This is a genomic window from Aquibaculum arenosum, assembly GCF_029222965.1.
Classification (GTDB): domain Bacteria; phylum Pseudomonadota; class Alphaproteobacteria; order Kiloniellales; family DSM-21159; genus Aquibaculum; species Aquibaculum arenosum.
Window position 1 is genome coordinate 16,862 of sequence record NZ_JARHUD010000011.1, and the last position, 22,362, is coordinate 39,223.

At 66.9% G+C, this 22,362-nt stretch carries 21 protein-coding genes; 12 read left to right on the plus strand and 9 right to left on the minus strand.

Going from position 1 to position 22,362, the window contains the following annotated elements; genetic code table 11:
- Positions 1-41: 41 nt before the first annotated feature.
- Entirely contained in the window at positions 42-1,109 is a 1,068-nt protein-coding gene (locus P2G67_RS14945; RefSeq protein ID WP_275824059.1) for a permease, read from the plus strand.
- Here P2G67_RS14945 and lipB read toward each other — a convergent pair.
- Positions 1,086-1,784, minus strand: a complete 699-nt coding sequence (gene lipB / locus P2G67_RS14950; RefSeq protein ID WP_437124262.1) for a lipoyl(octanoyl) transferase LipB — start codon at positions 1,782-1,784, stop codon at positions 1,086-1,088. The genes P2G67_RS14945 and lipB overlap by 24 nt on opposite strands.
- 152 nt (positions 1,785-1,936) lie before the next feature.
- Between lipB and P2G67_RS14955 the strand changes: the two genes are divergently transcribed.
- Together P2G67_RS14955 and mgtE are read left to right on the plus strand one after the other, a co-directional pair.
- Entirely contained in the window at positions 1,937-4,255 is a 2,319-nt protein-coding gene (locus tag P2G67_RS14955; RefSeq protein ID WP_275824060.1) for an NADP-dependent malic enzyme, read from the plus strand.
- Positions 4,252-5,634 carry a magnesium transporter gene (gene mgtE, locus P2G67_RS14960; RefSeq protein ID WP_275824061.1) on the plus strand — a complete coding sequence of 461 codons (1,383 nt, stop codon included), beginning with the start codon at positions 4,252-4,254 and terminating at the stop codon, positions 5,632-5,634. The genes P2G67_RS14955 and mgtE overlap by 4 nt, the downstream gene beginning before the upstream one ends.
- 12 nt (positions 5,635-5,646) lie before the next feature.
- Here the strand turns inward: mgtE and P2G67_RS14965 are convergent, their stop codons facing one another.
- The 4 genes from P2G67_RS14965 to P2G67_RS14980 form a co-directional block, all read right to left on the minus strand.
- Positions 5,647-6,588, minus strand: coding sequence for a DMT family transporter (locus tag P2G67_RS14965; RefSeq protein WP_275824062.1), 942 nt, complete (start codon positions 6,586-6,588; stop codon positions 5,647-5,649).
- Entirely contained in the window at positions 6,585-6,866 is a 282-nt protein-coding gene (locus P2G67_RS14970) for a DUF1289 domain-containing protein (protein WP_275824063.1), read from the minus strand. The genes P2G67_RS14965 and P2G67_RS14970 overlap by 4 nt, the downstream gene beginning before the upstream one ends.
- Positions 6,856-7,990, minus strand: a protein-coding gene (prfB, locus tag P2G67_RS14975; protein ID WP_275824064.1) for a peptide chain release factor 2 whose coding sequence is annotated in 2 segments (ribosomal slippage) — positions 6,856-7,920 and positions 7,922-7,990 — 1,134 coding nt in all. Because the reading frame shifts where the segments join, the coding sequence is not laid out codon by codon here. The genes P2G67_RS14970 and prfB overlap by 11 nt, the downstream gene beginning before the upstream one ends.
- Before the next feature lie 149 nt (positions 7,991-8,139).
- Positions 8,140-10,713, minus strand: a complete 2,574-nt coding sequence (locus P2G67_RS14980; protein WP_275824065.1) for a penicillin-binding protein 1A — start codon at positions 10,711-10,713, stop codon at positions 8,140-8,142.
- 389 nt (positions 10,714-11,102) lie between these two features.
- Between P2G67_RS14980 and P2G67_RS14985 the strand changes: the two genes are divergently transcribed.
- Both P2G67_RS14985 and hspQ read left to right on the plus strand, forming a co-directional pair.
- Complete coding sequence (locus P2G67_RS14985) at positions 11,103-11,585, plus strand: hypothetical protein (protein ID WP_275824066.1); 483 nt, start codon at positions 11,103-11,105, stop codon at positions 11,583-11,585.
- 27 nt (positions 11,586-11,612) lie between these two features.
- Complete coding sequence (hspQ, locus tag P2G67_RS14990; RefSeq protein WP_322099725.1) at positions 11,613-11,942, plus strand: heat shock protein HspQ; 330 nt, start codon at positions 11,613-11,615, stop codon at positions 11,940-11,942.
- An 80-nt stretch (positions 11,943-12,022) separates the two neighbouring features.
- On the opposite strand, the gene P2G67_RS14995 is transcribed toward hspQ, so the two are convergent.
- Positions 12,023-12,328 (minus strand): cupin domain-containing protein, encoded by a 306-nt coding sequence (locus P2G67_RS14995; RefSeq protein WP_275824067.1) that lies wholly within the window; start codon positions 12,326-12,328, stop codon positions 12,023-12,025.
- 127 nt (positions 12,329-12,455) lie between these two features.
- Between P2G67_RS14995 and P2G67_RS15000 the strand changes: the two genes are divergently transcribed.
- Genes P2G67_RS15000 through P2G67_RS15010 form a run of 3 tightly spaced genes read left to right on the plus strand, consistent with a single transcriptional unit; the run spans position 12,456 to position 14,344 of the window.
- A complete protein-coding gene (locus P2G67_RS15000; protein ID WP_275824068.1) occupies positions 12,456-13,142 on the plus strand; it encodes an energy-coupling factor ABC transporter ATP-binding protein in 687 nt (228 codons plus the stop codon).
- Between the two features lie 12 nt (positions 13,143-13,154).
- On the plus strand, positions 13,155-13,796 hold the full coding sequence (locus tag P2G67_RS15005; RefSeq protein WP_275824069.1) for an energy-coupling factor transporter transmembrane component T family protein: 642 nt from the start codon (positions 13,155-13,157) through the stop codon (positions 13,794-13,796).
- A complete protein-coding gene (locus P2G67_RS15010; RefSeq protein WP_275824070.1) occupies positions 13,793-14,344 on the plus strand; it encodes a biotin transporter BioY in 552 nt (183 codons plus the stop codon). The genes P2G67_RS15005 and P2G67_RS15010 overlap by 4 nt, the downstream gene beginning before the upstream one ends.
- Positions 14,345-14,347: 3 nt before the next feature.
- On the opposite strand, the gene P2G67_RS15015 is transcribed toward P2G67_RS15010, so the two are convergent.
- Entirely contained in the window at positions 14,348-15,679 is a 1,332-nt protein-coding gene (locus P2G67_RS15015) for a dihydroorotase (RefSeq protein ID WP_275824071.1), read from the minus strand.
- Between the two features lie 164 nt (positions 15,680-15,843).
- On the opposite strand from P2G67_RS15015, the gene ygfZ reads away from it, so the two are divergent.
- Positions 15,844-16,740 (plus strand): CAF17-like 4Fe-4S cluster assembly/insertion protein YgfZ, encoded by an 897-nt coding sequence (ygfZ, locus tag P2G67_RS15020; protein WP_275824072.1) that lies wholly within the window; start codon positions 15,844-15,846, stop codon positions 16,738-16,740.
- A gap of 26 nt (positions 16,741-16,766) precedes the next feature.
- Here the strand turns inward: ygfZ and P2G67_RS15025 are convergent, their stop codons facing one another.
- Positions 16,767-17,201, minus strand: a complete 435-nt coding sequence (locus tag P2G67_RS15025; RefSeq protein ID WP_275824073.1) for a hypothetical protein — start codon at positions 17,199-17,201, stop codon at positions 16,767-16,769.
- Positions 17,202-17,466: 265 nt separating this feature from the next.
- Positions 17,467-18,177, minus strand: coding sequence for a GntR family transcriptional regulator (locus tag P2G67_RS15030; RefSeq protein WP_275824074.1), 711 nt, complete (start codon positions 18,175-18,177; stop codon positions 17,467-17,469).
- 247 nt (positions 18,178-18,424) lie between these two features.
- Here P2G67_RS15030 and P2G67_RS15035 point away from each other — a divergent pair, with 247 nt between their 5' ends.
- The 3 genes from P2G67_RS15035 (at position 18,425) to P2G67_RS15045 (ending at position 22,362) form a co-directional block, all read left to right on the plus strand.
- Positions 18,425-20,152, plus strand: coding sequence for an acetolactate synthase catalytic subunit (locus tag P2G67_RS15035; protein WP_275824075.1), 1,728 nt, complete (start codon positions 18,425-18,427; stop codon positions 20,150-20,152).
- A 46-nt stretch (positions 20,153-20,198) separates the two neighbouring features.
- Positions 20,199-21,404, plus strand: coding sequence for an ABC transporter substrate-binding protein (locus tag P2G67_RS15040; RefSeq protein ID WP_275824076.1), 1,206 nt, complete (start codon positions 20,199-20,201; stop codon positions 21,402-21,404).
- Between the two features lie 73 nt (positions 21,405-21,477).
- Positions 21,478-22,362: a branched-chain amino acid ABC transporter permease gene (locus tag P2G67_RS15045; RefSeq protein ID WP_275824077.1), complete on the plus strand. Its 885-nt coding sequence runs from the start codon at positions 21,478-21,480 to the stop codon at positions 22,360-22,362.

The following is a 22,362-nucleotide window of genomic DNA, read 5'->3' on the forward strand; positions in this document are numbered from 1 at the left end:
TGTCTATATACTTCGACAATACCGGAATAATGGAGGAAAGGATGACTGCCTGGGTTCGCACTCTTTCCGAACTCGACCTCCTCTGGACCCGGCGGCAGCTTCGCGCCCATGTGGTCTGGCTGGTCAGTCTGGCCCTGTTGCTGGTGCTCGCTGCAACGGTGCCGCGGCAGGCCCTGGAGAGCCTTCGCTTCACACTGGAGTCGCTGCTCTGGATCGCGCCTTTTCTGGCCCTTTCGGTGGGCACGGCCGCCTGGCTCAAGGCGGCCGGTGCCGACAGCCTGATTGCCGGGGTGGTCAGCCGCGCGCCCGTGATCGCCATCGCCTTCGCCGCGCTGCTGGGCGCCTTCTCGCCCTTCTGCTCCTGCGGGGTGGTGCCGCTGGTCGCCGCGCTCCTGGCCGCGGGCGTGCCTCTCCCTGCGGTCATGGCCTTCTGGGTGGCCTCGCCGATCATGGACCCGGAGATGTTTCTTCTGACCTTGCCGGTGCTGGGCCTGGACTTTGCGCTGGCAAAGACCGCCTCGGCTCTGCTGCTCGGGTCGCTGGCGGGCTTTGCCACGCTGGGACTGCAGCGCTTCGGCCTTTTCCGCCAGGTCTTGCGTGACGGTGTGGGAGGTGGCTGTGCCACCAGTCGCCTGCGGCAAGGGCCGCAAGTGCAGTGGGCGGTCTGGCGCGAGCCGCAGCGTCGCGCGCAGTTCGGGCGCGAGGCCCTGCGTGTGGGGCTTTTCCTGGCCAAGTGGCTCACCCTGGCCTTCCTGATCGAAAGCCTGATGGTGGCCTGGCTGCCGGCCGACATGGTGGCGGCGAGCGTGGGCGGTGACCGGCCCTGGGCCATCGCACTGGCGGCCACGGTTGGGGCACCGGCCTACGTCAATGGCTACGCGGCGATCCCGCTTGCCGGAGAGCTGATCAATGCCGGCATGGTCCCCGGTGCGGCGCTGGCCTTCATGCTCGCCGGCGGCATGACCTCGATCCCGGCAGCCATGGCGGTCTGGGCCGTGGCGCAACGCGGCGTCTTTTTCTGGTACCTGCTGATTGTCTTCGCCGGCGCCATGCTGGCCGGCTACAGCTATCAGGGCCTCGTGCTGCTACGCGCCGGCGGAGCCCTCTGATCGCCCCATTGGCCCGTCGGGGCCGAAGATCTCCTCGAAGGTGTCGGCCAGGGCCTGATCCAGGTCGCCGAGCGTGACCGGCAGGCCCAGGTCCACCAGGGAGGTCACGCCATGCTCACGGATGCCGCAGGGCACGATGCCTTGGAAGTGGGAGAGATCGGGCTCGACGTTGATGGCAATGCCGTGCAGCGTCACCCAACGGCGCACCCGCACCCCGATGGCGGCGATCTTGTCTTCCCGGCCGCCGCCGCGTGCCACCCAGATGCCGACCCGCCCCTCGCGACGCTCGCCCTTCACCTGAAAGCGGGCCAGGCTGCGGATCACCCATTCCTCGAGGCAGTGGACGTAGAGCCGCAGGTCGGGACGCCGCGCCTTGAGGTCGAGCTGCAGATAGGCCACGCGCTGGCCGGGACCGTGGTAGGTGTACTGTCCGCCGCGGCCGGTGTCATACACGGGAAAGCGCGCATCCAGCAGGTCCTCGGCCCGCGCGCTGGTGCCGGCGGTGTAGAGCGGTGGGTGCTCCAGCAGCCAGACCAGTTCCGGCGCCGTGCCCGCGCGAATGGCGGCGGCGCGCGCCTCCATTGCTTGCAGTGCCTCGGGGTAGAGCAGTGGGCGCTGTTCGTGGCGCCACTCCGGCTCTATTTTCTCCGGTGTTATGGGGGTTGGAGCGCTCACCGATCGATCTCGCTGCCTGCGGGGCGGCTGCTGGCGCCTGCCACGACCCCTTGTGTTGCCAAGCCGTTAGAGTAGTTTCACCAGACCCCGTGGCGACTCACCGCAGCCGCTGCGGACTGCCATTCAGCACTGCTACCCAGGGGGAAACCACCATGGTCGACGATACCTTCGCCGCGGCCGCCCTGACCTATCACCGCACGCCGGTCCCCGGCAAGCTGGAGGTGGTTGCGACCAAGCCCCTGGGCAATCAGCGCGACCTGGCGCTCGCCTACTCACCGGGCGTGGCAGCGGCCTGTCGTGCCATCGTGGAGGATCCAGCGGAGGCCTCGACCCTGACCGCGCGGGCCAATCTCGTCGGTGTGGTCACCAATGGCACGGCCGTGCTGGGACTGGGCGCCATCGGGCCCCTGGCCTCGAAGCCGGTGATGGAAGGCAAGGCGGTCCTCTTCAAGAAGTTCGCCGGCATCGACGTCTTCGACATCGAATTGGCGGAACTTGATCCGGAACGGCTGATCGAGATCGTGGGCGCGCTGGAGCCCACCTTCGGCGGCATCAACCTGGAAGACATAAAGGCGCCGGAATGCTTCATTGTGGAACGGGAACTGCGCAAGCGCATGAACATCCCGGTCTTCCACGATGACCAGCACGGCACGGCGATCATCGTCAATGCGGCGATCTACAACGCGCTGCATCTGGTGGACAAGAAGCTCGAGGATGTGAAGGTGGTCTGCTCCGGCGCCGGGGCCGCGGCCATCGCGTGTCTCGACCTGCTGGTGGAGCAGGGGGCGCGGCGCGAGAACATCTTTGTCAGTGACATCGAGGGGGTGGTTTACGCCGGACGCGAGACGCTGATGGATCCCTGGAAGGCGCGCTACGCGCAGGAGACCAAGGCGCGCAGCCTGGGAGAGGTGATCGAGGACGCGGACGTTTTCCTCGGCCTCTCGGCGCCCAATGTACTGAAGGCTGAGATGGTGGCGCGCATGGCGCGTGACCCGGTGATTCTGGCTCTGGCCAACCCCGAGCCAGAAATCCTGCCTGAGGAGGCGCGGGCGGCGCGCCCCGATGCCATCATCGCCACCGGTCGTTCGGACTATCCGAACCAAGTCAACAACGTGCTTTGCTTTCCCTTTATCTTCCGCGGTGCGCTGGATGTGGGTGCGACCGAGATTAACGAAGAGATGAAGATCGCCTGCGTGCGCGCCCTGGCCGAACTGGCGCGCAGCGAGGTCTCGGAGGTGGTGATCCAGGCCTATGGCGGCGAAAGTGCGCCCTTCGGGCGCGAGTATCTCATTCCCCGCCCCTTCGACCCGCGCCTCATCTTGCAGATCGCTCCGGCCGTGGCCGAGGCGGCGATGAAGAGCGGCGTGGCCACCCGGCCGATCAAGGATCTGGGCGCCTACCGCCAGCAGCTGAACGAGTTTGTCTTCCGCTCCGGCCTGGCCATGAAGCCGGTCTTCGAACAGGCGAAAGCCGATCCCCAGCGCGTTTTCTTTGCCGAGGGCGAGGCGGAGCGTGTGCTGCGCGCCGTTCAGGCCGTGGTGGACGAGGGGCTGGCGCGCCCGATCATCTGTGGGCGGCCCAAGGTGGTGGAAGACCGCATCGAGCGCCTGGGGCTGCGGATCCGCATCGACGAGGATTTCGAGCTGGTGAATCCGCTGTCGGATCCGCGCTACAACGACTACTGGCGGCTCTATCACCGCCTGATGGAGCGCAATGGCGTGTCGCCGGATCGTGCGCGTACGGTTGTACGCACGGATGCCACGGTGATCGGCGCCTTGGCCGTACGGCGCGGGGATGCCGATGCCCTGATCTGCGGTGTGGAGGGGCGCTACCGCGACCACCTGCGGCACATCGAGAACATCATCGGCAAGGCCGGCGGCGTGCACGACTATTCGGCGCTCAGTCTGCTGATCACCGCCAAGGGCACCTTCTTCATCGCTGACACCTATGTCAGCGACAATCCCACCGCTCAAGAGCTGGTGGAGATGACCGTTTACGCGGCCGAAGCGGTGCAGCGCTTCGGCATCACCCCCAAGATCGCGCTGCTCTCCCACTCCAGTTTCGGCAGTCACCAGGACAGCACGGCGGGCAAGATGCGTGAGGCAGTCCGCATGCTGCACGAGAGTCGGCCGGACCTCGAGGTCGAAGGCGAGATGCACGCCGATGCCGCGCTCTCCGAGGACATCCGCTCGCGCATCTTCCCCAACTCTCGTCTCAAGGGCGCGGCCAATCTCCTGATCATGCCGACGCTGGATGCGGCCAACATCTCCTTCAATCTGCTGAAGGTGCTGGGCGAGGGGCTGTCGGTGGGCCCGCTGCTTCTGGGCACGGCCTGTCCCGCACACATCGCGACCCCATCCATCACCGCGCGTGGCGTCATCAACCTCTGTGCCATCGCAGCGGTCGACGCCCGAAGTCGCACTGAATGCCACCCCCTGCCGGACCTCGCGCCCGGAGCCGATAGCGCATGAGCAATGCCGAGCCGATCCGCCCGGAGGAGGGGGATGCGCTCGGCCTGGGGGAGGCTTTCGTGCGCGAGGTGGAGGAGGCGCTGGCGGCGCAGGACTCCGAGCGGGTCAATGCGGTCGTCGAGAACCTCCACCCCGCTGACGCCGCCGACCTGCTGGAAGCCCTGGGGGCGGACGAGCGCCGGCTGCTGTTGGAGATGGTCGGCACCAACCTCGAACCGGAGACGCTGACCTATCTGGATGCCGGCCTGCGCGAGCCAGTCGCGGCCGCACTCGGCCCTGGCAAGGTGGCACGCATCCTCGAATTGCTGGAAAGCGACGACGCGCTGGCCTTCTTTGAGGATCTGGACGAGGAGCTGCGCGCGCAGATCCTGGCGCGTGTCCCGGTGACGATCCGGCGTCTGCTGCAGGAAGGGCTGACCTACCCCGAAGACTCGGCCGGGCGTCTGATGCAGCGCGAGATGGTCGTGGTGCCCTCGATCTGGACCGTGGGCGAGACCATCGACTACATGCGCGCGCATCGCAAGGAGATGCCCACCGACTTCTACGACCTCTATGTGGTGGATCCCCGCTACCGCCCCATCGGCAAGCTGCCGCTCTCGCGAGTCATGCGCCATACGCGGCCAGTGCGCATCCTCACGCTGATGGACGAGGACATCCAGAGTGTGCCGGTGACCATGGACCAGGAGGAGGTGGCATGGCTCTTCAAGCGCTACTCGCTGCTTTCCGCCCCGGTGGTGGATGACGCCGGCCGGCTGGTCGGCGTCATCACCGTCGACGACGTGCTGGAGGTGGTGGAAGAAGAGGCCGAGGACGACCTGCTGAAACTGGGTGGCGTCGGCGAGGCGGACATCGGGGAAGGCGCCATGGCCACGGCCAAGCGTCGTATCCGCTGGCTGGTCGTCACGCTGTTCAACACCATCGTCGCCTCCCTCGTGATCTCCCGTTTCGAGGGCACGATCGAGGAGATCGTGGCGCTGGCGATCCTGATGCCCATCGTCGCGGCCATGGGCGGCAACGCGGGCATGCAGGTGGTGACCGTCACCGTTCGCGCGCTGGCGACACGCGCGCTGACGTCGCGTAACACCATGAGGGTGGTGGGCAAGGAGGTATTGGTGGGTCTGACCAATGGCCTGGTCTTTGCCACCATCATGGGAACCATTGCCGGCCTTTGGTTCGGTCGCGTCGACCTGGCGCTGGTGCTGGCAACGGCGATGATCTTCAACATGGCCTGGGCCGGCCTGGCAGGGACCCTAATCCCGCTATCGCTGGAGCGCTTCGGCTTCGATCCGGCCGTGGCCGCCGGGCCTTTCCTCACCACGACAACCGACGTGCTGGGCTTCTTCATCTTCCTGGGCCTGGCGACTACCTTCCTGCTGTAGCGCTGTAACTGCTCAGTTCTTGGGCAAGCCTCTCTCCCTGCGCAAGCCCGGCAGCACCAGGACACAGAAGAGGCCACTGATCACCAGGACGAGCGCGAGCAGTTCGGCGGGACCAATGTGCTCACCCAGCAGCAGTCCGCCAGAGAAGACGCCGACCAGCGGCACCAGCATGGTGCCGATGGCCGCCACCGGCGCCGGAAAGATGCGCACGATCTGGAACCAGGCCCAGTGTCCAAAGGCGATCGCGATCGTGATGGCGTAGATCACGCCGATGAGTTGCCCAGTGCTCCAGCTCTCGGCCCAGGCAGCATCGCTCTGCCATGTCAGCGCACCCACCGAGACCACCAGGGCAGCGGTGAGAAGTTGCCAGCCGGAGAGGGTTGCCGCGGAGACCGACCAGGAAAAGCGCTTTGTCAGCACGGTCCCCAGAGCCCAGGACATGGCCGCACTCAGGATCGCAAGCACGCCGTAGGGTGCGGCCAGGATGGCGCGCATTTCCGGCATCAGCAGCGCTGCCAGACCGCTCAACCCCAGCGCCAGCCCGGCCACACGGGTGGCGGTCAGGCGCTCGTTCAGCAGGAGTATGGACAGAAGCGATGCCCAGAGCGGCATGGTGAAGGCGATGATGGAGGCCCGGCCTGCGTCCATCAGGGTGAGGCCATAAGCCGTCAGCAGTTGCCAGCCCACCATGTTGAAGCAGGCGCAGATGATGAGCGGCAGGATCTCTTTGCGCGGCACACGCAGACGCGCGCCGTAAACTCGCGCCAGGAACAGGGTGGTGAGCGCACCGAAGGTCAGGCAGGCCGCACGGAAGTGCCAGACCGGCAGGACCTCCACCGCGAGCTTCATGGCCGGCCAGTTGACACCCCAGCAGAGCCCGAGCGCCAGCAGCAGGCCATAGCCGATGGCTGGGGTCTCAAAACGGCTCCTGCTCTGCTGCCCGACAGCGCTCAAGCCCCTTGCTCCTGATCTTCCGCCCCTCGGTCGCCCGCTTCGAGGGCGGCAAGTCGATCCAGCACCGCTTGCTTCTCCTCGGCGGTCATGATCGGCCAGTCCCGGATCTCGTCCAGAGTGCGCAGGCAGCCGATGCAGTGGGTGCTGTTGCGGTCGATCTGACAGATCTGGCGACAGGGAGAGGGGATGGAGGTGTCGAAGACCCGTCCCCGGGCCGCCCGCCGCTTCTGCCGTCTTGCCTGCCGCTCGTCAGGATCCACATCGACCTCAGCCGGCATCACGTGCGTCGGTGCGCTGGCTGCCACGGTCCAGGCGTGAGGCAAGCGAGGCTTCCAGGAAGGGATCGATGTCGCCGTCCAGCACGCCTTCCGCATTGCCCTTTTCCACGCCGGTGCGCAGGTCCTTCACCATCTGATAGGGCTGCAGGACGTAGGAGCGGATCTGGTGGCCCCAGCCGATGTCGGTCTTGTTTTCCTCTTCGGCGGCTGCGGCTTCTTCGCGCTTGCGCAGCTCATGCTCGTAGAGCCTGGCCTTCAGCATGTTCATGGCCGTGGCGCGGTTCTTGTGCTGTGAGCGTTCGCTCTGGCACTGGACCACGATGTTGGTGGGCAGGTGGGTGATGCGGATGGCGGAATCGGTTTTGTTGACGTGCTGACCACCGGCGCCCGAGGCGCGGTAGGTGTCAACCCGCAGGTCCTTGTCCTGGACGTCCACCTCGATGGTTTCGTCCACCACGGGATAGACCCACACGCTGGCGAAGGAGGTGTGGCGGCGCGCCTGGCTGTCGAAGGGTGAGATGCGCACCAACCGGTGCACGCCGGCCTCGGCCTTGAGCCAGCCGTAGGCGTTGTGGCCCTTGACCACCAGGGTGGCGGATTTCAGGCCGGCCTCTTCACCAGCGCTTTCTTCCAGCCACTCCACCTTGTAGCCATGGGCCTCCGCCCAGCGGGTGTACATGCGCACCAGGATCTCGGCCCAGTCCTGTGCCTCGGTGCCGCCGGCTCCGGCGTTGATTTCCAGATAGCAGTCGTTGGCATCGGCTTCGCCAGAGAGCATCGATTCCAGCTGACGCTTTTCCACCTCGGCCTTCAGCGCTGCCAGGCTGGCCTCGGCTTCGCGCACACTGTCTTCATCACCCTCGGCCTCGCCGAGGTCGATCAGAGTGAGCGAATCCTCCAATTCCTGCTCCAGCTTGCGGTATCCGCCGATGCCTGACTCCAACGCACTGCGCTCGCGCATCAGTTTCTGCGCGGCTTCGGCGTCGTTCCAGAGCTCGGGATCTTCGGATAGTGCGTTCAGCTCTTCCAGGCGCTTGAGGGCATTATCCCAGTCAAAGATGCCTCCTCAGCAGGGTCAACGACTCGCGAATGTCGTCAACCGCCGCTTGGGTCTCTGCGCGCATTGGCCGGAACTCCTTGCGTCGTCGTTTTGATGGTGTGCCGTTTTCAGTACGAGCAGCCTTCACGTGGGCTCGCCGAGCGATCCACGGGCAGGCGCGAAATCTGGTCTAGCAGAGCCGCCGGGCCGGGTACAGGGCGGCGAGAGGCAGCCTCAGTAGAGGCCGCCGGCGCCGCTTCCACTGTCGTCCATGCCGCCTATAGCCGGCGGGGCTGCGGCTGCGCTGCCCAAGGGCGCACCGTCCAGCAAGCCAGGACCGTCACCCGGGCCAGTGCCCTCCTTGAAGGCCTCCCAGATCACGCCGCGGCCCGACTGACTGGCAGGCTCGCCGGTGTCGCGCACCACCCGCACCAGCCGCACGCTGTCGGGCACGCGGAAGGGGGTGGCGGGCTCGTCTTCCAGGGCTGCCATCATGAAATCCCGGAAGATGGGCGCCGCAACGGCGCCGCCGGACTGGCGCGGTCCGAGATAGGCCGGCTGGTCGAAGCCGATGTAGACGCCGACCGCGAGGTCAGGGGAGAAGCCGACGAACCAGGCGTCCTTGTAGTCGTTGGTGGTGCCCGTCTTGCCGGCAAGGGGCTTGCCGACCGCGCGCACCGATGTGGCGGTGCCGCGTTGGACCACGCCTTCCAGCATGGAGACGATCTGGTAGGCCGCGGCGGAATCCACAATCTGCTCGCGGGTATCGGTGAGGACGGGCGGCGGGCTGCCGTCGTAGTCCCCTTCCAGATTGCAGCCATCGCAGCTGCGGCTTTCGTGGCGGTAGATTGTCTTGCCGTGACGGTCCTGCACCCGGTCGATCAGTGTCGGGGTGATGCGCTTCCCGCCGTTGACCAACATGGCGTAGGCCGAGGTGATCCGCAGCGCTGTGGTCTCGCCGGCACCCAGCGCCAAGGACAGAACCGGCGGCGGATTGTCGAGCAAGTCGAAGCGCTCAGCGACGTCCACCACCTTGTCCATGCCCACGTTCTGGGCCAAGCGCACGGTCATCAGGTTGCGCGAAAGCTCGACGCCGACGCGCAGCGGTGTGGGACCGTAGTAGCGGTTCGAATAGTTGCTCGGGCGCCATTGGCCCTGGCCGGGCCCTTGATTGATCACGAAAGGCGCGTCGAGGATGATGCTCGACGGCGTGAATCCATTTTCCAGCGCCGCCAGATAGACGAAGGGCTTGAAGGAGGAGCCGGTCTGGCGGTTGGCCTGAGAGGCCCGATTGAACTCGCTGAGTTCATAGGAGAAGCCGCCGCTCATGGCCAGGACCCGGCCCGTGTGGGGGTCGAGCGCCACCAGCGCCCCATTGACCTCGGGAATCTGGCGCAGAGCGTAGCGCGGAGCCGGCGCGTCTTCGGCCGTTTTATCCTCGCCGCTGTCATCCTCGGCCGTTCCATCCTCGGCCGTTTCGCCCTCTGCCGCGCCATCCTCTGCAGCTTCGGATTCGCTCGACTCCGCGTCCCGCGCTTCGGTGTTCTCCTCTTGCCTATCCAGGCGTTCCACCAGAATCACATCGCCAAGCGCGAGCACATCGGAGGGGTGACTGGGCTCATTGCCGACCCGGCGGTCCTCGAGCTGTGGCCGGGCCCAGCGCAGTTCCTCCATGGGGATGCGCCCACGGCTGCCGTCCGACAGGCCGATGGGGACCTCCTCGGCGATCTCATCGTCCAGCACGATGGCCAGGTCCCAGCCTTCGGCGCCTTCCGGGCGTTCCACGCGGCGCAGCGGGATGAGCCAGCCTTCATCGTCGATCTCGATGTTCTCCAGCGGCCCGCGCCAGCCAAAGCGCCGGTCGTAGGTCAGGACCCCGTTGCGCAGCGCATCATCGGCGAAGCGCTGCAGCTCCGGCACCAGTGAGGTGCGCACGGACAGTCCGCCTTCGTAGAGAGCATCGGCGCCGAATTGACGCATGATCTCCCGGCGTACGTCCTCGGTGAAGTAGTCGGCACGCGCCACCTCGGCTTCGGTGCGGCTGCGGGTTTCCAGCGGCTGCTCCATGGCCGCGCGCGCTTCCTCCGGCGTGATGAAGCCATCCTCGCGCATGCGGCCCAGGACCCAGTTGCGCCGGATGACGGCTTGCTCGGTGCGCCGTGTTGGATGGTAGTTGTTGGGCGCCTTGGGCAGTGCCGCGAGATAGGCCGCTTCGGCCAGGGTGAGATTGTCGAGCGACTTGTTGAAATAAAGCAGCGCGGCTGCGGCCACGCCATAGGCGCCGCCGCCCAGATAGATTTCATTGAGATAGAGCTCGAGAATCTGGTCCTTGCTCAGCGTCTGCTCGATGCGGAAAGCCAGCAAAGCCTCGCGCACTTTGCGCTCCAGGCTGACCTCGTTGGTCAACAGGAAGTTCTTGGCCACCTGCTGGGTGATGGTCGAGGCGCCTTCCGGCCGGCGGTTCTGCCCCAACTGAGAGAGGTTAGTCAGCGCCGCACGCGCAACGGAGCGAAAGTCGATGCCGGGGTGACTGTAGAAGTTCTGGTCTTCCGCCGAAATGAAGGCGTTGCGCACGCGCAGTGGGATCGTTTCGATGGGCACGAAGACGCGCTGCTGCACCGCGAACTCGGACAGCACGCGCCCGTCGCCAGCGTGGACACGCGTGGTGGTCGGCGGCTGGTACTCTGCCAAATGGCTGTAGTCTGGGAGGTCGGCGCTGAAGTGCTGGAAAAGGTAGAATCCCACACCGGCGACGACGACCAGTCCGGCCGCGCCGAGTGTCACGATCCAGGACAGCAAGCGCATCATTCTCGAACAACCTCGATCAAGGGAGCCGCGGGCTCCCGGTACAGTTCATGTTTCTGACGGTGGAATATGGCACAAGCCCGGCAACTGGTAGCCCCTGACGTGTCCATCCTGCGACTTTTTACGGTCGATCCGAGGCAGGGCACGCCGACCGCCGTGCTGCGGCGGTGCCTGATCCTGCTGTGGCTGGAATCTCGCAGGTGGGTGCCTTCCATAAGTCGGGCTCAATATACCCGGGCAAATGTATAATCGCTTCCATCCCTTGCGGCAACGTCGGGCGTGTTTCGTGCGATTGGCTGCGGGATTTGCCGCAGGCGGGGTTTTCTGGACCGGGTTGGGGCGGCATAGTAGCGCCGCGTCGGCGGTGGCGCGCGGCAGAAGGGTGATGAGAGATGCCAGTTAAGGGATTTGTTGCGGCCCTGTTGCTTGGCGGGGGTCTGTGGCTACCGTCTGGCCAGGCACTGGCCCAGGATGGGGAAGCGGGCGAGGGGGCCGAGGCTGGGCGCCTCGCCGCCGAGATCTCTGCCTGCCGTATGATCCAGGATCCGACTGAACGCTTGCGGTGTTACGACGCCGCGGCGGGCGTTGCCGACGAGGAATCGGTGATCGAAGAAGGCGTCGTGATGCAGCTCGCCGGCGAGGATGATTTCGATAGCGACAGCTTTGTTTCCGAGACGCCCTGGCATCTGCGCTATAACAGCCGCGGCTCGATTTTCACAGTCGAGCTGCAGGACGTTACAGGTGAGCTGATCGCCATCATCGGTAACCAGATCGGCGCCGGCGAGGACCGCTCTGAGGTGCAGCCGCCCGGCGAGTACCGGGTGGCAGTGCGGGCCATCGGGTCCTGGCAGATTTGGGTCATGGAGGAAAACTGAGGTGATGCTGGACAGGAATCAGGGGCGATGACCATGCGCATGGCCAAGTTCGCGATCGGCCAGATCGTGCGTCACCGCCTCTATCCCTTCCGCGGTGTGATCTTCGACGTCGACCCCGTCTTCGCTAACACCGAAGAATGGTGGCAGTCGATCCCGGAGGACGTGCGTCCCTCCAAGGACCAGCCCTTCTACCATCTCTATGCCGAGAATGATGAGACCACCTACGTGGCCTACGTCTCGGAACAGAATCTGGTCCCTGACGACAGCGGCCGGCCCATTTCTCATCCCGATGTGCCCCGCCACTTCGAGGGTCCGGCCGACGGGCGCTATCAACTGCGCAATCCCGCCAACCACTGAGCCGATCCACTGAGCCAGTACGAGAGCAGGGCCGGGGACAAGAGGCCCCGGTTGAGTCCCGGAGCCCCTGATCCTTGGGGTTAGCCCTTGGCGCGCGGCTCCTTCAGCTCGACCTCGACGAAGGCCACCGGTGCATCGCCTTCGTTGATCACGTTGTGCGAGGTGCCGGCGTCGCGGTTGTAGGCGCCGCCCACGGTCAGCTCCGCCTCGTTGCGCTTGCCCTGGTCGTCCACCAGCACCAGGCGGCCGGGCACCACCGGCACCACCACATAGTCGTAGTCATGCACATGGTGACCGGTCTCGCTGTTGGGCGGGAAGTCCCAGCGGGTGACCCGCACGCGGTCATTCTCCAGCAGTTCGGTCGGTTGGGCAGGGGCAAGGGCCATGGTCGTATTCCTTTCCGTGTCTTGGATGGCACGCAGAATGCCGCGTCGGCGCATCTTCCGGCACCGGCCGCGCTTTGCAATGCTCCAAGTTGACACCCCCGACGCCAGAGCGCAAAGCATGCCCGCCATGCGCATCGAGTTCAGCAACGTCGAGGTCACGAGGGAGGGGCGCAGCCTGCTGCGCGCCCTCGATCTGGTTCTGGAGGAGCGGCGGCTGGCGGTGATCGGCGCCAATGGCTCGGGCAAGACCACCTTCGCCCGCTTGCTCAACGCTCTGGTGTTGCCGAGCAGCGGCAGCCTGCGCGTGGACGGGCTGGATACACGCCGCGCGGCGCGGGAGGTGCGCCAGCGCGTCGGCATGGTTTTCCAGTTCCCCGAGGCCCAGATCATCCAGCCCATCGTGGTCGAGGACGTGGCTTTCGGCTTGGAACTGCGCGGTGTTGCCAGTGATGAGGCACGGCGGCACGCTTTGGCGCTCCTGGAGCAGCTGGGGCTCGAGGCCCTCGCCGAGCGGCCGGCGCACAGTCTCAGCGGCGGTGAGCGGCAACTGGTCGCGCTGGCGGCGGTGCTGATCACCGAGCCGGAGTTGATCGTCTTCGACGAGCCCACCAACCAGCTCGACCTGGCCAACCGCAACGCCCTGCGCGCGCGCCTCGCGGCGCTGGAGGCGCAGGTGCTGGTGGTGACCCACGACCTCGACTTCGTGGCGGATTTCGACCGGGCGCTGCTGCTCGAAGCCGGGCGGGTGGCCTTCGACGGCCCGCCGCGCGATGCGGCGGCGCGTTACGTTACGGCAGTCTCTGCGGTCGGCTGAGCGGCGAAGCAGGTGATCTCTCTCTATCATCCCGGCCGCACGCCGCTGCACCGTCTGCCGGCCGGGGCCAAGCTGCTCGGCCTCTTTGCCCTGGGCATCGCGCTGTTCCTGACCCGCGATGCGCTGCTGCTCGGCGCGGCCGCGCTGGCGGCGCTGGCGCTGCTGTTGTCGCTGCGAGTGCCGGCGGGGCTGCTCCTGCGCCAGCTCGGCATGACCTTGCTGCTGCTGGCCTTCCTGGTGGCGGCCAACGCGTGGCTGGTCGCGCCGGAGGAGGGGCTGGTGGTGGGCCTGCGCCTGCTGACCCTGGTGACGGCGGCCACGGCGGTGACCTACGCCACGCGTCCCGGGGCGCTGATCGCTGCCTTCCAAGGCGCGCTCTCGCCCTTCGGGAGCCGGGGGCGCCGCCTGGCCTTTCATCTCGGCCTGGCGCTGGCCCTGGTCTTGCGTTTCATCCCCGAGGTGCTTTATCGCATCCGCGAACTGCGCGAGGCCATGGCGGCGCGCGGCATCGCCGGACGGCCCCTGCGCCTCGTCGTGCCGCTGGCCGTGCGGCTGCTGCGCTCCGCCGACGAGGTGGGACTGGCGCTGGAGGCGCGCGGCTATCCCGCCGCCGAAGCGCCGCCGCCGAACAAGACAAAGAAGGATTCCCCATGAACAGCCGCGATCTGGTCGCCGTCCCGCTTTTTGCCGCGCTGATCGTGGCGCTGGGCGTCATGCCGCCCATTCCGCTCGGCTTCCTGCCGGTGCCGATCACGCTGCAGACCCTGGGCGTGATGCTGGCCGGTGCCATGCTGGGGCCCTGGCGCGGTGCGCTGGCCCCGGTGCTGGTGGTGCTGCTGGTGATTCTCGGCCTGCCGGTGCTCTCCGGCGGGCGCGGCGGCCTGGGCGTGCTGGCGGGGCCGACGGCGGGTTTCCTGATCGGCTGGATTCCCGGCGCCCTGGTGACTGGCCTGTTGGCCCGACCGGTGCTGCGGCGCGGCGGGCAGGACTGGCGGGTCCTGCTGGGCCTGTTGCTGGCCTGCACGCTCGGCGGCATTCTGGTCGTCTATGCGCTGGGCATCGCCTGGCTGGCCCTGGTGGGAGGCGTTGGGCTCGGCGCGGCGGCGCTGGGCTCACTCGCCTTCCTGCCCGGCGACCTGATCAAGGCGGTGATCGCCGCCGGCGCCACGCGCGCTGTGCAGCGGGTCTATCCCCTGGTCTGACTCTCAGTCGCCTTCCTGGAAGCGCAACGGCCGGCCGCGTGGCGGGCCCTGCAGCTCGTCCTCACGCATGACCACCTCGCCACGGATCACCGTCATCACCGGCCAGCCGGTCACCTGCAGGCCCTCAAAGGGCGACCAACCGCATTTCGAGGCCAGCCAGGAGCCGGTGATCTCCCGCTTCGCCTCCAGATCCACGACGGTGATGTCTGCGTCGTAGCCCAGCGCCAGCCGGCCCTTGCCCAGCAGCCCGAAGACGCGCTGTGGCCCGTGGGCGGTGAGGTCGACCAGCCGCTCCAAGGTGAGGCGCCCGGCGGCCACGTGGTCCAGCATCAGCGGCAGCAGGGTTTGTACACCAGGCATGCCCGATGGCGTGCGCGGATACTGCCCCTGCTTTTCCGCCAGGGTGTGCGGCGCGTGGTCGGAGCCCAGGACGTCGAAGAGGCCCTGGCGCACCCCCTCCCAGAGCGCGGCGCGGTGGCGGGCCTCGCGGATCGGCGGGTTCATCTGCGCCAGGCTGCCCAGGCGCTCGTAGCAGTCCGGCGCTTCGAGCGTCAGGTGCTGCGGCGTCACTTCGCAGGTGGCGATCTCCCGGGCATCGGCCAGCAGCGGCAGCTCCTCGGCCGTGGTGACGTGCAGCACATGCACCCGGCGTCGCGCCTCCCGCGCCAGGCGCAGCAGACGCTCGGTGGCGAGGCGCGCCGTCTCGGCATCGCGCCAGTGCGGGTGCTGCTCCGGCCCGGCGCCCTCCTCGATCAGGCTCAGGCGCTGGCGCAGCCGCGTTTCGTCCTCGGCGTGGACCGAGACCCGGCGCCGGCCGCGGCGCAGCACCTCGGCCAGCAGCGTCTCGTCGTCCACCAGCAGGCTGCCGGTCGAGGAGCCCATGAAGACCTTGATGCCGGCGCAGCCGGGCAGGCGCTCCAGCGTGGCCAGCTCCTCCAGGTTTTCCGCCGCCGCGCCGATGTAGAAGGCATGGTCGACCCAGGCCCGCTCGCGCGCGCGCTCGAACTTGGCTTCCAGGTCCGCGGCCGTCAGGGTCGAGGGGTTGGTGTTCGGCATCTCGAAGAGCGCCGTCACCCCGCCCAGCGCGGCAGCCCGGGTGCCGCTTTCCAGGTCCTCCTTGTGCTCCAGTCCCGGCTCACGGAAGTGCACCTGGCTGTCGATCACCCCGGGCAGCAGGGTCAGTCCGCGGCAGTCGATGCGCTCCGCCGCCTGCGCGGGCTTCAGGTCGCCGATGGCGGCGATGCGGCCCTGACGCAGCCCCAGGTCCGCCTGCTCCCGGCCGTTGGGGGTGACCAGGGTGCCGCCCTGCAGCAGCAGATCGTAGCGCTCGCTCATCTGTCCCTCCGCTTGCGATGTCGTTTTATCTATGCGCCTGCAGAGCGGCCGCGTCGAGGGGCGCTCCCGGCACCACGGCTTGCAGGCGGCGACAGGATCGCCCACCTTCTGGGGCGCCGGCACGCCTGTGCACCGCCTTTCTCTGGTCTCGAGGAGTCTCTTGCATGACCGCCCACTACAGCCTCGCCCCCGATCGCGGCGTCCTGCGCATCGCCGGGCCCGATGCCCGCAGCTTTCTCCAGGGCATCGTGACCGCCGACGTGGAGCGGGCAAGCGAAGCGCGCGCCATCTGGTCGGCCTTCCTGACGCCCCAGGGCAAGTACCTGCACGACTTCTTCCTGCTCGAGCGGGGCGAGGCGCTGCTGCTGGAGATGGCGGCGGAGCGGCGCGAGGACCTGGCCCGACGCCTCAAGCCCTACAAGCTGCGCGCGAAGGTGGAGATCGTGCCGGCGGATGACGACTGGGTGGTGGCGCTGCTCTGGGGTGACGAGGTGGCCACGCGCCTGGGGTTGCCGACGGAAGCCGGCGCGGCCGGCCCGCTGGGTGGGGGGCTTGCCTTCTTCGACCCGCGGCTGCCGGAAGCCGGCGCCCGGGCGCTGCTGCCTGGGGGCGAGGCGGAAGCGATCCTGGCCGAGGCGGGTTTTCAGGAGGCACCGCGCGCCGACTGGGAGGAGCAGCGCATCGCGCTCGGCCTGCCGGACGGCGGGCGCGACATGGAGGTGGAGAAGGCCATCCTGCTGGAGAACGGCTTCGACGAGCTGGGCGGGGTCGACTGGCGCAAGGGCTGCTTCCTGGGCCAGGAGCTGACCGCGCGCACCAAGTACCGCGGCCTGGTAAAAAAGCGCCTGCTGCCGCTGCGCTTCGAGGGCCCAGCCCCCGAAGCGGGCGCTCCGGTCATCCGCGAAGGCAAGACCGTGGGCGACATTCGCAGCGTCGGCCAAAACCACGCCCTGGCCCTGCTGCGCCTGGAAGCCCTCGACGGCCCGCTCCAGTCCGGCGACACGGCGCTTACCCCGGCACACCCCGCCTGGCTGCGCCTGCAGGCGGAGGAGAAGGCGTAGCGGGGGGCGGGGGCGGGGGCACGTCCTCAGGCGGCTGCGGCGGCGTTGCGGCGGGCGGTGTAGAGCTCGCGGATCGAGAGGTGGTCGCCTTCGCGCTCGGCTATCGTCCAGTTTCGCTTGTCGAGCTTGTAAGAGAGCGGGCGGTGAATGGCCACGTAGCGGCTCAGCTCTCCGTTCAAGAGGACTCTATGGTCTCGTGACAGATTCTGCGGCCCGATGCGCACCATAAAGCGGGCGCAGGCCCGTGTCAGGACTCCCGGCCCGGTGCGGAGCCAAATTGATTCGTTGCCCCCATGTAGTGTCTCTTCACTGGCCTCTTCCAGTGCGTCGGACAGCATCGGATGGCCTGGGGTGGCAGCAATGAAGTTGTTGCCCAGCGCGCCTTCCCACTCCTGCCGCAGAACCATGCGCAGGCCGGGCTCGGCCAGGGGCGCAAGCGAACTGACGCAAACATCGTCCACATCCGCGTAGAATCCGCCGATCCAACGACACCACGTGAGTCCCGACTATTGAAAGCCGGAACCGATCAGAATGTCGATGCCTGATATTATGGAAGGGCGAACAACTGCGCGCGGTTCTTGTGCAACTACGGAGGAGAAGTTTCCTATAGTTGCGTTATCGGCAAGCATAGGGTGAGCGGCTCGGCTGCCACATAGCCAGAGCCTGCAGTGCGGCGCGGTCAGTAGCTTGCGCCGATGCGCAAAATTGCGAATCGCGAATCGGCTCTCAGTCGCTGGAGCGGCTAACGTGATCCAATAAGCCCTGTCCGCCGCGCTCGATGTCCTCGCGGATGGCGTTGCGGGCCGCTTCGGGATCGCGCTCCTCGAGCGCACGAATGACTCGCAGGTGAGGGTGCGGTTCCCAGTCCGGCAAGCCGGCATCGTAGAGGTGTGAGAGGATGGGCCCGCAGCGCACCCAAAGGCCCTCGACCAGTTCGTAGACGATGGGCAAGCGGGCGAACCGGCAGAGTTCAAGGTGGAACTCGGTGTTGAGGTCGACCGCGGTCGCGAAATCCGCGCGCTCATGGTAGGCGGAGATCTGCGCGTGAATCGCAGCAAGGCTCGTAATATCCGCGGCGCTGGCCAGTCGTGCGGCCGCGGCGGCGCCACGCCCCTCCAGGTCGACCCGGATTGCCCGGATCTCCAGCAGCTGGTCCAGGGTGAGTCGTGGCACCACCACGGTACCGCGGCCGTCGAGGGTGAGTGCCTTTTCCGCCACAAGGCGCATCAGGGCTTCGCGCATTGGCGTGGCGCTGATGCCGAAGCGCTGCGAGAGCGGGCGCAGGCGCAGCTTGGCGCCCGGACGGAGTTGGCCGCGCATCAGGGCGCTGCGCAGGGCCTGGTAAGCCTGCTCGCCCAGGCTTTCCTTCAACACCGGCTGCAGCCAGTCGCCGCTGCCGTTTTCCTGCTGACCAGCGCTACTCAGCGTGCTTGACATAACCCAACCGACACTCGTTAATTTGTTATAACACATTACACAGACAGGGCAGTTTCACCAAAGATAATGTCGGCCGGTGAGTCCGTTGCGCAGGTTAGAGGACGCAGGATGGAGTACGTATGCTGGCCGGCCAGGGGCTTAACAGGTTGATGAGACTTCGCCGCGGCCTCCACGCGCCCTCGACGCTTGCCGATGTCGGTTCCGCAGCCGGACCCTGGCAGGACACATCACAGGAAGGACTGGCTCCATGACCGCCGCAGCTCCCCGCACCAATATCACCGGCGCCCACCTGCTGGCCGCTGCGCTGCAGCGCCACGGTGTGCGCGAGGTGTTCGGACAGAGCATTCCCTCCGCGCTCTTCCTCGCGGCGCCGGACTACGGCATCCGCCAGATTGGCTACCGCACGGAGAATGCCGGCGCCGCCATGGCCGATGCCTATGCGCGGGTCTCCAGCAAGGTGGCCGTGGTGGCGGCCCAGAACGGCCCCGCGGCAACCCTGCTCGTGCCAGGACTGGGCGAGGCCTTGAAAGCCTCGATCCCGGTGGTGGCGATCGTGCAGGACGTGCACCGCAAGTTCACCGACAAGAACGCCTTCCAGGAATTGGACCATTTCGCGCTCTTCGGCGGGGTGTCCAAGTGGGTGCGCCGGGTCTCAGATCCCGGCCGCCTGAACGATTATGTGGACATGGCCTTTGCGGCGGCTGCCTCGGGGCGCTGCGGGCCGGCGGTGCTGCTGGTGCCGGTGGACGTGCTGGACGAGCACCCGCAGTTCGATCCCGAAGCGCCGCGCCGCCAAGCCAACCTGGGGCACTTCCCGCTGGACCGAAGCGCCGCCGACCCCGCCCGAGTGCAGGAGGCGGCCGCGCTGCTGGCGCAAGCCAAGGCTCCGATCGTCATCGCCGGCGGTGGTATCCACTCCTCGCAGGCCTGGGCCGAACTGGAAGCGTTGCAGTCCTTGGGCCTGCCGGTGGCCACGACTGTCATGGGCAAGGGCAGCGTCGATGAGACACATCCGCTGTCCGTGGGGGTGGTCGGCTACTTCATGGCGCCTCGCAGCCGCAGCTCGCATCTGCGCGAACTGGTCACCGAGGCCGACGTGGTGCTGCTGGTCGGCAACCGCACCAACCAGAATGGCACCGATAGCTGGAGCCTCTATCCCGAGAGCGCAAGCTACATCCAGATCGACATCGACGGTGCAGAAATCGGGCGGAACTACGAAGCTCTGCGCCTTGCCGGCGACGCCAAACTCACCTTGGCGGCGTTGGTCGAGGCGATGAAGGCGCAAGAGTCGGCCGGCTTGGACGCGCGCCGTGGAGCGCTGGAGGCGCGCATCGCTGCCGGCAAGGAGGCGCACAGAAAAGAGTTGACGGAGCTGGTGGACATGCAGGCCGCGCCGCTGCGCCCGGAGCGCCTCATGGCCGACATCGACGCCGTACTGACCCCGGAGATGCTGGCTGTGGCCGACGCCAGCTATGCCTCGATCTGGATCGCCAATTTCCTGACCGCGCGCCGTGCCGGTCAGCGTTTCCTGACGCCGCGCGGCCTGGCCGGTCTCGGCTGGGGCCTGCCCTTTGCCATCGGCGCCAAGACCGCCCGGCCGGAGGCGCCGGTGATCTGTGTCACCGGCGACGGCGGCTTCGGCCACGTCTGGGCTGAGCTCGAGACCGCACGACGTATGAAGACGCCCATCGTGGTGGTGGTGCTCAACAACCAGGTCCTGGGCTACCAGAAGCACGCCGAACTGAGTTTGTTCGGCGCCCACACCGATGTGTGCCACTTTGAGGCGGTGGACCATGCGGCCATCGCCCGAGCTTGTGGGTGCGAAGGGGTGCGCGTCGACGCCCCGGACGATTTCGCCCCCGCGCTCGCCGCCGCGCTGAAGCACGACGGCGTGACCGTCATAGACGCGATCACCGATCCGCGCGCCTACCCGCCCATCACCAGCTTCATGGGCAAGGACGCGTTGGAGGCCTGACACCAACACAAGATCAACAAACAACAACCCACAGCGGAGGAAAGACATGTCCTTTAAGAAGTTTTTGACGGCGACCGCAGCGGCCACCGCCCTGCTCGCGGCCGGCAATGCTGCGGCCGAAGTGAAGTTCGGCGCGCTCTATCCCTTCAGCGGCGATCTCGCGCTGCTGGGCGAGGAAAGCTACCGGGGCCTTGAGATCGCAGTACAGGAGATCAATGCTAACGGCGGCGTGCAGGGCGAAGAGGTGGTGCTGGAACGCGGCGATGCCGTGGACAACAACCAGGCCATCGGCGAGGCCCGGCGCCTGATTTCGCGCGAAAGCGTGGCGGGCATTTTCGGCACCTACGCCTCCTCGCGCTCGATCGCTGCCAGTCAGGTGGCGGAGCTTTCGGGCATTCCTTACTTTGAGTTGGGCGGTGTGGCCGACGAGATCACCGGGCGCGGCCTGGAGTGGCTCTGGCGCACCAACCCGACTGCCGAAGACATGGGCAAGCTGATCGTCGAGATGGTGGTCGAGGCCATCGCCCCCGGCATCGACCGGGACCCCGGCGACCTGCGCATCGGCATCATCCACGAAGACAGCAGCTACGGCACCTCGGTCGCCGGCCATCAGGAGCGCTATGGCGAGGAGGCCGGCCTTAACATCGTGACGGTGCAGGCCTATCCCGCCAACACGGTCGACATGTCGTCGTTGGTGCTCGATCTCCGGGATCGCGAGGTCGACGTGGTCTTCCAGACCTCCTACCAGAACGACTCAGTGCTCTTCCTGCAGCAGGCCAACGAAGCCGACTTCCGTCCGGCCGCGATCATCGGTGGCGGCGGGGGTTACTCGCTGCAGCCGACCGCCGATGCGGTGGGCCACGACCTGATTGACGGTGTGCTCAATGCCGACTTCACGCAGTATCTGGTCAACACCGAGTCAACCCCGGGCCTCGAGGCCTTCGTGGACGCTTATGAGGAGGCCTACGGCGAGTTCCCGCGCTCCGGCCACTCCCTGAACAACTACGTGGGCGCCAAGGCCATCCTGCAGGCGCTGGACGAGGCCGATGGCTTTGAGCCGGAGACCATCAAGGAGGCCCTGGCGGGCATCGACACTCCCTTCGGCGAAACCGCGGCCGGCTACGGCGTCAAGTTCGGAGAAAACAACCAGAACGAGCGGGCCTCCATGATGGGCTTGCAGTGGCAGGACGGTAAGCTCGTGACCGTCTATCCCGAGGAAGCGGCCTACGCGCCGATGCGCCTCGGCGAGTGAGGCTTTGGGCCGGGACGCTTCATCGTCCCGGCCTTTTTTATCTCCCCACTGCATCGGCTGAGCGCGAGGCGTGATGGAAACCTTTCTGCAGGTGGTGACCAATGGTCTGATGCTTGGTGGCCTCTTCGCCATCGTCAGCGTCGGGCTGACCCTGATCTTCGGGATCGTCAAAGTGATCAACTTCGCTCACGGCGAGTATCTGATGATCGGCATGTACCTGACCTTCCTGCTGGCCACAGGGCTGGACGTGCACCCCTATCTGACCGTTGCCGCCGTGGCCCCGCTGCTCTTCGTGTTGGGCGCGCTGACCCAGCGCTTTCTGATCCAGCCCTTGATGCACGCTCGTGACGAGCATGTGCAAATCTTCGCGACGGTCGGACTCTCGACCGCGCTGATGAACCTGGCGCTGCTGGTTTTCGGCGCGGATATTGCCTCCACCCCCGCCAGCGGTCTGCGAACCAGCCTGCACATTGGCCCGGTGCGCATTCTGGCGGGGCAGGCGGTGATCTTTTGCGTCTCGATCGCCCTGGTCGTCGGACTGCACTATTACCTCCAGCGCACCCAGACGGGGCGCGCGATCCGTGCCGTGGCCCAGAACCGCGATGCAGCCCAACTCATGGGCATCAACGTGAACTGGATCTATGTCCTCACCTTTGGCATCGGCGCCGCCTGTGTCGGCCTGGCCGCCTCTTTGGTGGCGCCGCTCTATCCGACGCAGCCGACCAGCGGCACCTACTTCGTGCTGATCGCCTTTGTGGTGGTGGTGCTCGGCGGGCTGGGCTCCATCGGCGGCGCCTTTGTCGGCGCCATGATCATCGGCCTGATCGACAGTCTCTCCGGCTTTTACATCGGCTCTGACTTGCGTGAGGTCGCGGTCTTCGGGGTCTTCCTGCTGATCTTGATCCTGAAGCCTTCGGGACTTTTTGGCCGGCGCAGCCTCGCCCACGTGTCGCCTTGA

What these genes read in the sequence shown, in the direction of transcription:
- P2G67_RS14945 (WP_275824059.1), top strand. Translation starts at nt 42, where the DNA reads ATGACTGCCTGGGTTCGCACTCTTTCCGAACTCGACCTCCTCTGGACC.
- P2G67_RS14955 (WP_275824060.1), top strand. Translation starts at nt 1,937, where the DNA reads ATGGTCGACGATACCTTCGCCGCGGCCGCCCTGACCTATCACCGCACG.
- mgtE (WP_275824061.1), top strand. Translation starts at nt 4,252, where the DNA reads ATGAGCAATGCCGAGCCGATCCGCCCGGAGGAGGGGGATGCGCTCGGC.
- P2G67_RS14970 (WP_275824063.1), bottom strand. Translation starts at nt 6,866, where the DNA reads ATGCCGGCTGAGGTCGATGTGGATCCTGACGAGCGGCAGGCAAGACGG.
- P2G67_RS14980 (WP_275824065.1), bottom strand. Translation starts at nt 10,713, where the DNA reads ATGATGCGCTTGCTGTCCTGGATCGTGACACTCGGCGCGGCCGGACTG.
- P2G67_RS14985 (WP_275824066.1), top strand. Translation starts at nt 11,103, where the DNA reads ATGCCAGTTAAGGGATTTGTTGCGGCCCTGTTGCTTGGCGGGGGTCTG.
- hspQ (WP_322099725.1), top strand. Translation starts at nt 11,613, where the DNA reads ATGACCATGCGCATGGCCAAGTTCGCGATCGGCCAGATCGTGCGTCAC.
- P2G67_RS14995 (WP_275824067.1), bottom strand. Translation starts at nt 12,328, where the DNA reads ATGGCCCTTGCCCCTGCCCAACCGACCGAACTGCTGGAGAATGACCGC.
- P2G67_RS15000 (WP_275824068.1), top strand. Translation starts at nt 12,456, where the DNA reads ATGCGCATCGAGTTCAGCAACGTCGAGGTCACGAGGGAGGGGCGCAGC.
- P2G67_RS15010 (WP_275824070.1), top strand. Translation starts at nt 13,793, where the DNA reads ATGAACAGCCGCGATCTGGTCGCCGTCCCGCTTTTTGCCGCGCTGATC.
- P2G67_RS15015 (WP_275824071.1), bottom strand. Translation starts at nt 15,679, where the DNA reads ATGAGCGAGCGCTACGATCTGCTGCTGCAGGGCGGCACCCTGGTCACC.
- ygfZ (WP_275824072.1), top strand. Translation starts at nt 15,844, where the DNA reads ATGACCGCCCACTACAGCCTCGCCCCCGATCGCGGCGTCCTGCGCATC.
- P2G67_RS15030 (WP_275824074.1), bottom strand. Translation starts at nt 18,177, where the DNA reads ATGTCAAGCACGCTGAGTAGCGCTGGTCAGCAGGAAAACGGCAGCGGC.
- P2G67_RS15035 (WP_275824075.1), top strand. Translation starts at nt 18,425, where the DNA reads ATGACCGCCGCAGCTCCCCGCACCAATATCACCGGCGCCCACCTGCTG.
- P2G67_RS15040 (WP_275824076.1), top strand. Translation starts at nt 20,199, where the DNA reads ATGTCCTTTAAGAAGTTTTTGACGGCGACCGCAGCGGCCACCGCCCTG.
- P2G67_RS15045 (WP_275824077.1), top strand. Translation starts at nt 21,478, where the DNA reads ATGGAAACCTTTCTGCAGGTGGTGACCAATGGTCTGATGCTTGGTGGC.